The sequence below is a fragment of the Clostridioides sp. ZZV15-6388 genome, from assembly GCF_020657755.1.
Lineage (GTDB): Bacteria > Bacillota > Clostridia > Peptostreptococcales > Peptostreptococcaceae > Clostridioides.
Window position 1 is genome coordinate 1 of sequence record NZ_JAGWCU010000059.1, and the last position, 10,248, is coordinate 10,248.

General features: G+C 25.5%; 10 protein-coding genes. 3 read left to right on the forward strand and 7 right to left on the reverse strand.

Annotation, left to right across the window (positions count from 1 at the left end; all coding sequences use genetic code 11):
• Positions 1-279: 279 nt before the first annotated feature.
• The 6 genes from KGF48_RS19345 to KGF48_RS19370 all read right to left on the reverse strand — a co-directional run bounded on the left by KGF48_RS19345 (position 280) and on the right by KGF48_RS19370 (position 5,436).
• Positions 280-1,521, reverse strand: a complete 1,242-nt coding sequence (locus KGF48_RS19345; RefSeq protein ID WP_227841166.1) for an ABC transporter permease — start codon at positions 1,519-1,521, stop codon at positions 280-282.
• Between the two features lie 20 nt (positions 1,522-1,541).
• Positions 1,542-2,408 (reverse strand): ABC transporter ATP-binding protein, encoded by an 867-nt coding sequence (locus KGF48_RS19350; protein ID WP_227828078.1) that lies wholly within the window; start codon positions 2,406-2,408, stop codon positions 1,542-1,544.
• Between the two features lie 37 nt (positions 2,409-2,445).
• Positions 2,446-3,207 (reverse strand): hypothetical protein, encoded by a 762-nt coding sequence (locus tag KGF48_RS19355; RefSeq protein WP_227841165.1) that lies wholly within the window; start codon positions 3,205-3,207, stop codon positions 2,446-2,448.
• Positions 3,204-3,719 (reverse strand): RNA polymerase sigma factor, encoded by a 516-nt coding sequence (locus tag KGF48_RS19360; protein ID WP_227841164.1) that lies wholly within the window; start codon positions 3,717-3,719, stop codon positions 3,204-3,206. The genes KGF48_RS19355 and KGF48_RS19360 overlap by 4 nt, the downstream gene beginning before the upstream one ends.
• Before the next feature lie 222 nt (positions 3,720-3,941).
• Complete coding sequence (locus tag KGF48_RS19365) at positions 3,942-4,610, reverse strand: VanZ family protein (RefSeq protein WP_227841163.1); 669 nt, start codon at positions 4,608-4,610, stop codon at positions 3,942-3,944.
• Between the two features lie 544 nt (positions 4,611-5,154).
• On the reverse strand, positions 5,155-5,436 hold the full coding sequence (locus KGF48_RS19370; protein ID WP_227828082.1) for a hypothetical protein: 282 nt from the start codon (positions 5,434-5,436) through the stop codon (positions 5,155-5,157).
• A gap of 362 nt (positions 5,437-5,798) precedes the next feature.
• Between KGF48_RS19370 and KGF48_RS19375 the strand changes: the two genes are divergently transcribed.
• From KGF48_RS19375 to KGF48_RS19385, 3 genes are all read left to right on the forward strand, one after another.
• Entirely contained in the window at positions 5,799-6,653 is an 855-nt protein-coding gene (locus tag KGF48_RS19375; protein ID WP_227841663.1) for an AraC family transcriptional regulator, read from the forward strand.
• Between the two features lie 196 nt (positions 6,654-6,849).
• Complete coding sequence (locus KGF48_RS19380) at positions 6,850-8,361, forward strand: recombinase family protein (RefSeq protein WP_227841453.1); 1,512 nt, start codon at positions 6,850-6,852, stop codon at positions 8,359-8,361.
• Positions 8,362-8,407: 46 nt separating this feature from the next.
• The gene (locus KGF48_RS19385) at positions 8,408-8,887 is read left to right on the forward strand and encodes an ABC transporter substrate-binding protein (RefSeq protein WP_227828085.1); all 480 of its coding nucleotides are present in this window, start codon (positions 8,408-8,410) and stop codon (positions 8,885-8,887) included.
• A 130-nt stretch (positions 8,888-9,017) separates the two neighbouring features.
• Here KGF48_RS19385 and KGF48_RS19390 read toward each other — a convergent pair whose 3' ends face one another.
• Positions 9,018-9,365, reverse strand: coding sequence for a cupin domain-containing protein (locus KGF48_RS19390; RefSeq protein WP_227828086.1), 348 nt, complete (start codon positions 9,363-9,365; stop codon positions 9,018-9,020).
• Between the last annotated feature and the right edge of the window lie 883 nt (positions 9,366-10,248).

Below are 10,248 nucleotides of genomic sequence, written 5' to 3' on the forward strand. Positions count from 1 at the left end.
AGAAATATTAGGTGGTAGAAAAGGTGGAGTTCCATTAATGACTTTTGAATATGTTTTAAAAGACAAAGGGCTTACTATTGGAGAAAATTTAAAAGCAGGCAATGTTAATGTAAGAACTGATGTACAAAAATCAGTCTATTTATAACTGTGATTTATAGCATCTAAAATACATATTATATAATTATTACTAAGTTTAATTTCAATATAATCTAAAAAAGATATAAATGAAGAATTCTTCGTTTATATCTTTTTTATGTTATTATTTTTATATTATGTATTTTAACTAACTTGATGTTTTCTAAAGTTATTCTTAATAAAAGGTAAAATAATAATTGATAATATTAAACCTGTAAAAATAATCATTGTAGGTAAATCTATTATTAAGCTTCCAAATCTGTAGTTTATATACTCAGAAAATGAGAATGAAATAGCATTTGATGGCAAAATTCGAAGAATCTGATTATATAGCCAATTTGTCTCACTATATTTTAAGAACAGTGGTATAAATAGCAACGCTATATCTGTAATTAAAACAGGAAAAGGCGATTTCATGCAAGAGGATAATAAAAGTGTAAATCCAATTAATGCTATTAATATCATATAGATAACCAAAATACTCAATAAAGTTGCCTGTAAAAATGTAACTGGGTATGGTGTTGAGCTTACAGTAAGTTGTAATGGTAAATTCCATCCATCTACTCCAAAGGACAATAGAAGAATTCCAATAGATATAATTGTATTTATTGTAAAAACAATTGTACCAAATAGAAAGGAACTTATTATTTTAGCTGTTATAACTTTTGTTTTTCCATATTTAGAAGACAATATCAATGAATCAGTGCCTGATTGATATTCTCCTGAAAATACAGAAGCTATACTTATACATATAGCTAATATAGTAAAAATTAGTAGGTCTCTACCCAGTAAAAAATAATTCCATCCTTCATAATATCCATTTAAATAGGGTTCGTTTATTTTCTTATTCTTAGATAACCAAAATTCTTTTTCTTTTTGTGTATAATTTCCATCTGAATATTCACTATTTAATATTGTATTTACCTTTTCATTTCTAAACTTATAAAAATTAGTTCTATTTTTTAATGATATTGATTGAAGTATCATAGAATTAATATCATTTGGTTCACTATATGATTCTGTTATAAAGTTATAAAAAGTTTTATTTGGGTAAAAGAATCTCAAATAAACATCTTGTTTAAAATTTGAAAAACCATTTTCATCTTTTACAATATTATTTGGATTATTAAATATCTTTTGATATTTTCTGATTGAGTTTTCTACTTTTTTATCTGTTATGTATCCCTCGTTTAATTTAGATTGTTGTTTTCCAAGTTCAATAGCTTGTAGACCTCTATACTCTTTTCCATTATCATCATAAGATTTTTCTTTAAGTGGCATTAAGGCAAAAAGAAATATACTTAAAACCAAACTTCCTAAAATAACTGCTATTGTAGATTTTCTTCTTATTATCTTTTTTAATTCAAATTTAATTAATGTAGACATATTTATCACCTCACACACATTTATAGTACTTCATTAAAACAATATAAATATAAATCTTCTAATGTTGGCCTTATATTACATGCATTATCATGTGGCTTTGTATTACTTATAATTCTAAGAGTGGCAACACCTCCAGAGTGATGAATATTTGCTAAACAATATTTACCAGTCATATAATCTACTTCATTTTTATTAACCACACATTTCCATACTTTATCTTCTATTTTCGATGTTACTGCTTCTACTGAGCCCTCCAAAATGAGATTTCCTTTTTTCAGTATTAAAATTTTATCTGCAATATGTTCTACATCAGATACAATATGAGTAGATAAAATTACAATCTTTTCCTTAGAAAATTCTGAAATCAAATTACGAAAACGGACTCTTTCTTTTGGGTCCAAACCTGCTGTTGGTTCATCTAGTATTAAAATTTTAGGGTCATTAAGTAACGTTTGAGCAAATCCAAGTCTTTGTTTCATACCACCAGAAAATGTTCTTATTTTTTTATTAACTACACCTGATAATCCAACCATCTCTAATAATTCTTGTGATTTTTCTTTTGCGTAGCTAGGAATTAACCCTTTTAATGAAGCTATATATAACATAAACTCTTTTGCAGTAAAGTCTGGATAATATCCAAAGTCTTGAGGAAGATATCCAATCATATCTCTAAAATCTTCTCCCATATCTAAATTATTTTTACCATCTACCTTCACTTCTCCAGAAGTTGGGATTAATACCCCACAAATCATTCTTATAAGAGTTGTTTTTCCTGCTCCATTTTCTCCCAATAATCCATATATACCTTCATTTAGCTTGAATTCTATCCTATCTACTATAATTTTGTTATCATATTGTTTTGTTAGACGTTCTAAACTCAGTTCCATACAATTCCTCCTAATACTGTATATTGTTATTTATTATTTAAATGATAATGTTTTCAAATGAACAAAGATGTTTCCATGTTTTTTTTATTTCATATATTAATATTACTGATGTTACTAAAAAAATAATTAACCATTGGTCTATTGCTTCAAATTGATATATACTATTTTTGAAAGTACCAAGCATAAATATTAACAAGACAAGAGATATACCATAAATCATACAATAGTAATTTGTATACCTACCTTTATTTCTATTTATAATTTCTAAGCATCCAATACACATTAAGTTAAAAGGTACTAATATATAAATTATTATATACAAGATATTGATATCAATTATTTGTTTTGCTAGTAATAAGATAACGCACATAAATAATAAATCGCTTACTCCAAAAACAATCATTCTAGTAGCAATAATTTTATGTAATGTATTTTTTGTTGAAAATTCTATTTCCAATACACTATTATTATATACTTTTGCTATCTCCTCTATATTGGTCAATATAAAAAGTGGAGCTGCTACAGAAACCAAGGCTAACATCTCATAAAATGAGTTATTATCTCTTGATGTATTGAATAGCAATATACATATTGTACATAACACTAGAAATTGCATAATCCAAGTTCTTTTTCGTATAAAACCAATTTGAGACATAAAAAAATCTATACTATTCATTCTTTTATCAGTATTACTAAACGTCATTTTATGTATGGTTTCAATAGTCTTTTCAAAAGCTGAAGCTTCATATTTAGGAACTGTATACTCAATTAAACTTTTTTTAATTTTTTTCTTGTTCATAGTTTACCTCCTTCCATATATGTTTCTAATTTTTTTAAGGCCATATTCATCCTATACTTTGTAACAGATACACTTGAATCCATAATCTTAGCAATATCCTTAAATTTTAAATCATGATAATACCGCAAAATTACTACTTCAAATTCTACTTCTGGCAATTTAGTCAAAGCTTCTTTTACAAATATTTTGTTTTCTACATCTACTAGTTCTTGCTTAGACTCCTCTTTGTCTAGTGACTCTAAATAGAGGGGTTGTTTTTTCTTCCAAAAATCCTTACACTTATTTCTAGCAATAACATATAAATAATTTTCAAATTTACCATAATGTTTATAATTACTTATATTTTTTATAACTGTTACAAATACATCTTGAGTCAAGTCCTGTGCAGTCATTTGATTATCTACATGGCGATAACAATAACAATAGACGCTATTATAATGTTTTTCAATTAAAGTATCAAACAATTCTTTTTTACCTGCTTTTATTTGTGCTATAATCCTAGCATCACTCACTATTATCACCTCCGTCACTATATATAACGATTTAAATTAAAGAAAAGTAAGTATTAAAAAATTTAATTTATTATTTTACATTTAAAAACAAAGGTAATCTTTAAGTGACTTTGCACCTTTAGATAATACCTTATTTATTCTTTATTTTATTTATCATCAAATTTTTATAGATAACTATTTTAAATTTAAATATAATATATAAAACTAAGCATTGACTATAATTTAATTATCCTCTCTTAAAGTATCGTGTTTATAACTTTTAATATCATCCTCAAGAACCTCTTTTGAGTTACTATTTAATTCTTTATTTATGTATATCTTGTCTATAAAATATTTAAGCTTTCCTCGATAAGACAATTTAAATGTAATGTATGCAATAAAACCACCTAAAGTATTCATTATCAAATCATCTATATCTACAGCCCTTAACTGTGGAACTATAGATAAGCAGTTCATGATTAATTGAATAATTTCTATTGATAATGATATTAAAAAGGTAACTGCAATTGCCTTTTTAATATTTCTTACACTTGATTTTATTAAACATAGATATAATGTAAATGGGAACAACAACAAGGTGTTTCCAACTAAATTATTTTTTAGAAGATTTGTATTTTTATATTCACCTTCTAAAAAATCTTTAAATGGTAATAGATTTATATTCATTTTTTCATAAATAGTAAATCCCGAAAAATAGCTTTCATTTGTATCTATTGGCAAGATAACTAAACTTATTAATATAAATAAATAAAGAATAAATAGATTAACAATTATTTCTTTCAAAAAAATATACTTTTCCTTATTCTTATGCTTATTTATAAGTGAAATTACTCTAACTATTACCCATATTGGTAATCCATACACAAATAACTCCATTATATCAAATTTCATAATCTTCCTCCTTAGTATTTTGTAAATTGAAAACTTCAAGTAATTTTATCCTTATAAATTTGATTTATATAGTATAAATTACTTTTACTATCTTATATAACGATTTAAAGCTTCAAAAAGTCAGTATTAAAAAAATATTTTCTAATATTTATCAACAATGATTTGAAATTTATATACTATCCAAAAAAATAAAAGCTATCTCCAAACATTTCACAAACTTAGAGAAAGCTTTTATTTTTAATAACTATATTTGATTTTCAATATTAAATATTCTAATGAAGGTATTTTATTATGATAAAAATAATTTAAGGTACAGTTTATATAAAGTCTATATTTTATTTAAAAGTATGAATGTATCGTACATCATTAATTTTTTTATCCATAATCTCAATAGTATGTACATCATTATTATAATAAAATTATCATATATAATCAAAGTCTCAATAAGTATATTATTAATTAAAGATTTATTATAAATTAAATTTTGTAGTTTTAATATTAAGTTTTTAAAGATATTTGTCCTACTTTATTTCATAAAGAAGTGCTAATTACTAGCAACTTCTTTATTTGAGTTTTGTACTTTTAATTGTCTATCTATCATTATTTTTTCTATTGCTTCATATATTATATCATCTTTATCCCGTTTTTCCTCTACTGTAAACTTTCTTCCTAGGATTGTTTCAGGAGATACTACATGGCATACAGTATTTCCATGTAGTACTGTCATGGATATTTTATAACCATTATCGTCTGTTGGAACATCTACATCATCAACAAGGTATGTTATAGTAGTTGTACCATCCAAATCTTTTTCTATCTTTGGCATGCAAATCCCCTCCCTTTTTACATTTTATGTATATTAAAAATTGTCCTATTCTCAATTAATATTTATAAATACTTGATTAGTATAAATTGTGAAAAATATCAATATATAACCAAAATCATCTATACAATTAAGTATTTAATTAGAGGTGATATATATCAAATTAAAACTATTATGTTCTAATAAAATTAAGTGTTAAACTATGATATACTAAATATAAAAAAGTTATATAATTAATAACTTTAATACTTAAGTTAATTTTTAATATTAAATTTATACTTTATTATGCTAGTTAATTTGTGCATAAAAAGAGAGGAAGAATTATTTAAAAATACGTATTATAAAAAGTATAAGGAGCTGATTTTATGGAATGGATTGAAAGATTAAACAAAGCAATTAACTATATTGAAGAAAATATAACAAAAGAAATTGAATATGAACAACTGGCAAAAATAGCTTGTTGTTCTACATATCATTTTCAAAGAATGTTTGCTTATATGGCAGATGTACCTCTTTCTGAGTATATTCGACGCAGACGAATGTCTTTGGCTGCTGTAGAATTACAAAATGATAATAAAAAAATAATTGATATAGCTTTAAAATATGGATACTCTTCTCCAACAGCGTTCAATCGTGCCTTTAAAAGTATTCACGGTATTGCACCATCGATTATAAAAAAAGAAGAAACAATAAACTTGAAGGCCTTTCCTCCAATTAGCTTTAAAATTACTATAAAAGGAGCTGAAGAAATGAATTATAGAATTGAAAAGAAAGAAGCATTTCGTATTGTGGGTGTATCTCAACGCCTTCACACTGAGTTAGAAAAAAACTTTGAGATTGTTCCAAAAATGTGGCAACAATCTGCATTAGATGGAACCATTCAAAAACTACTACCTATGATGAATAGCCAACTAAAAGGTGTGTTAGGTGTAAGTGTGTGTAATGATTCAGAAGAGTGGAAATACTTTATCTCTGTTGCAAGCACAGCGTCCATAGATGATACATTAGATGAATACACTATTCCACCTTTTACTTGGGCAATATTTTCTGGAGAAGGACAATGCCCACAAGCGATACAAGAACTAGAAAAACGTATTGTAACAGAATGGTTACCTACTTCTGGATATGAGTATGAAAATGGTCCTGATATTGAACTTTACTTAAATCCAGACCCACAAAATGCTAAGTTTGAAGTATGGATACCTGTTATAAAAAAGTAGTTTTAAATTTAAGTTATATAAAAATATAAGATTGAAATTTATAAAAATGTAAACTTCTGTTTCAAAAATAAAAATTCTGATATCTGTCAAAATAAACATGTTAAAAGATAAAATCTATTTTTTACATGTTTATTTTTTATGTTTTAAATATAATCAGTTTACTGCTGAATATAATATATTCAAGGAGTGTGATTTAATGAATGTTTCTATTTATTTACGAAAAAGCAGGGCTGATGAAGAAGCAGAACACAGAGGCGAGTTTGAAACCTTAAGTAGACATAAAACAACTCTACTAAAACTAGCAAAAGAACAAAACTTAAATGTAATTGATATTAAGGAAGAGCTTATTTCTGGAGAAAGTATAGAATATAGACCTAAGATGTTGGAATTACTAGATGAAGTTAAAAATAATAATTATGATGCTGTTTTAGTAATGGATATTGACCGCTTAGGACGTGGGAATATGCAAGATCAAGGGTTGATATTAGATACATTTAAAAAATCCAAAACAAAAATTATTACTCCTAGAAAAACCTATGATTTAAATGATGAATTTGATGAAGAATATTCCGAATTTGAAGCTTTTATGGCTCGCAAGGAATTAAAGTTAATATCTAGGCGTATGCAAAGAGGAAAAATTAAAAGCATTGAAGAAGGTAAGTTTATTGCTCAGTCTCCTCCTTATGGATATGATATTAAATACTTAAGCAACAAAGAAAGAATACTTGTAGTAAATAAAGATAAAGCAAATGTTATTAAAATAGTATTCGATATGTATCTAAAAGGAGTTGGAGCCTGTAAAATATCAAAGTATCTAAATGAACTTGGTTATAAAACCACAACAGGTAGAACTTGGTATGAAAAAGGTGTAAGGGATATTATAAAAAATAAAGTATATTGCGGATACATAGTATGGAATAAAGTTGAGAGGAAAAGAAATTCTAGTAGAACTAGATGTATTGATGAACAAATGGAAGCAAAAGGAAAACATGAACCAATAATAAGCGAAGAAATATGGAATAAAGCACAATATATAAGAAAAAAACGCAGTAACTCACCTACTCCAAACAGTAAAATAACCAATCCTCTAGCTGGAATTATAAAATGTGGATATTGTGGCTATACTTTAGTTGCAAAATCTAATACAACATCAAGTGGATATGAGAAATATATAGTCTGCACTAATTGTAAAAATAAATCTACTAAATTATACATATTAGAAAATAAAGTTTTAGATGTTTTAAGTAAATGGCTAACAGATTATAAGCTATCTTTAAAACAGGAAGAAGTTACTTTTAAAGATAAATTTGAAGATAATTTAAAATGTACTTTAACAGGTTTAAAAAAAGAGCTTGAGAGCCTAGAAAAGCAAAAGGGAGGATTACATGATTTTTTAGAACAAGGAATATATAGTTCAGATGTATTTATAGAACGTTCAAATATACTTACATCACGCATAGAAGATGTTAAAAGTTCTATAAATAAAGTAAATATAGATATTGAGATAGCAAAGAAAAAAAGTACTGTTAGAATGCAAATCATTCCTCAACTTGAAAAAGTCTTAAGAGAATACACAGAAGAGAAAGAACCTTATCTAAAAAATATATTACTTAAAACTATGATTGACCATGCTATATATAAAAAAGAACCTAATCAAAAATGCGATGACTTTTCTTTAATACTATACCCTACCATACCAAAGAGCTAAGTGTATATTTCAATGTTATAAACAAACTGATTACCAATTTGGAGTAATGGCTGGAGCTTTTGCAGGTGGTGAAGGTGACTTTACAACAGCATTTGAACCTACAGCAACTGCTATGGAAAAAGAAGGTAGTGGATATATAGTAACATCTATAGGAAAAGATTCTGGAGAAATACCATTTACAGCTTACTCTACTACTAGATCTTACATGAAAAATAATAAAGATTTAATTCAAAGATTTACAAATGCTGTTTATAGAGGTCAATTATGGGTTCAAAAAGCTCCTAGTAAAGAAATCGCAGAAGCTATGCAACCTTTCTTTGAAGATATCTCTCTAGAAGATTTAATAACAGTTGTAGATAGATATAAGTCAATAGATGCATGGTCTCAAAACCCTGTATTAAAAGAAGAAGGCTTAAATAAACTAATGGATGTTATGAAAGAAGCTAAGGAATTAGATAAAGAAGCACCTTATAAAGACATCGTAAACACTGAGTTTGCAAATAATGCAATAAAAAATATAAAATAAATATGTATCAATTTTAACTAAAAGCTTACAAAACTTATAAAAAGAGTCTTTTAAAAGACTCTTTTTATAAGTGAGATTAAAGTTTATATTAAAAAATAGAAATCAAAGTATTGTAAGAATACCTATATATCTATCCTCTGTATTCTGCTCCAGCATTGATTTTTGTGATTTGAACAGCAACCATTTCCTCATTGCTTCCATTAGTAATTTCATGCCATTCTCCTGTTGGCACAAAAACAGTATCACCTTTTTTTACATCACATTCATGTTCCCCAAGTTTCATTTTCCCTGCTCCTTTTAAGAAAACAAATATTTGTTCACCATTAGGATGTCTATGGGCATTAAGAACTTGATTAGGTTTAAAATAATAAACTTCTGAAGTTATATCATTACCAGCAAATACTGGTATTTTTGGTACTGCTGCATCATTATATTGAGCTAAGCTTCCATCTAATAGATTCTTTTTATTTTCATGCATACTATAAATACCTCTTTTCTATATTATAGATTTACTATTATTATTCCAATATAAAAAAATAGTATTCTCCTCATATACAATAGGAATAAAATTCTTTTCTAAATATAATGAATATGTGTTACTATATTTTAAATAGTATATATCCATATATTTATAAAAAAAGGCATAAAATATAATATTTTATGCCTTTTTTTATAAATGCAGCTTTTTCAATACTTACATAAATATAATTTGTTTATTTGTCAGTGAAATGTCAGTAATTTTTTTGGATTTTTTTATTGATTTTTCCTCTTTTTATGATTCTCATAAACATTATCTTTGTATTTATATTTTTAAAATTTATAGAAATCAAACATATTAATTTATTACTCTAAATAGTTTTTGCATTGAATTATTTATACTTTATAATTTTTTTGTTTTAGCTATACCATATTTCTATCATAAAGAGTTCATCTAATTTTATTTCCATTCAAATTCTTTTTAAATTAAAAATTAGTTATACTACATAAATTTCCATCGAAAATATTTGCGTTTCTGTTTTTTTATTTTAACAAACTTCGCTTTTAATTTTTTAATTAAATTCATAAATTTTATTTTTTATAAATTTCATCTAAAATTTACCTCTTTGTATTTTAGATTTTAAATACATTCTATAAAATCATGCGGTGTTTTATACCTATCCCATATAAAATTCCTTAAAATCCATTTAAATGTGTAATTAGATGCTTGGGTTATAAATGCGCCTAAAAAGTTAACTATATTTATATTATGTAAACTTTAAATATTCAAAGCTAAAGATAGAAGAGCATAGTAGAAAAAGAATAAAAGATATAAAAGTAAAAATTGTAACAACTGATTTTCATGTTCTTAGAAGTAAAATACT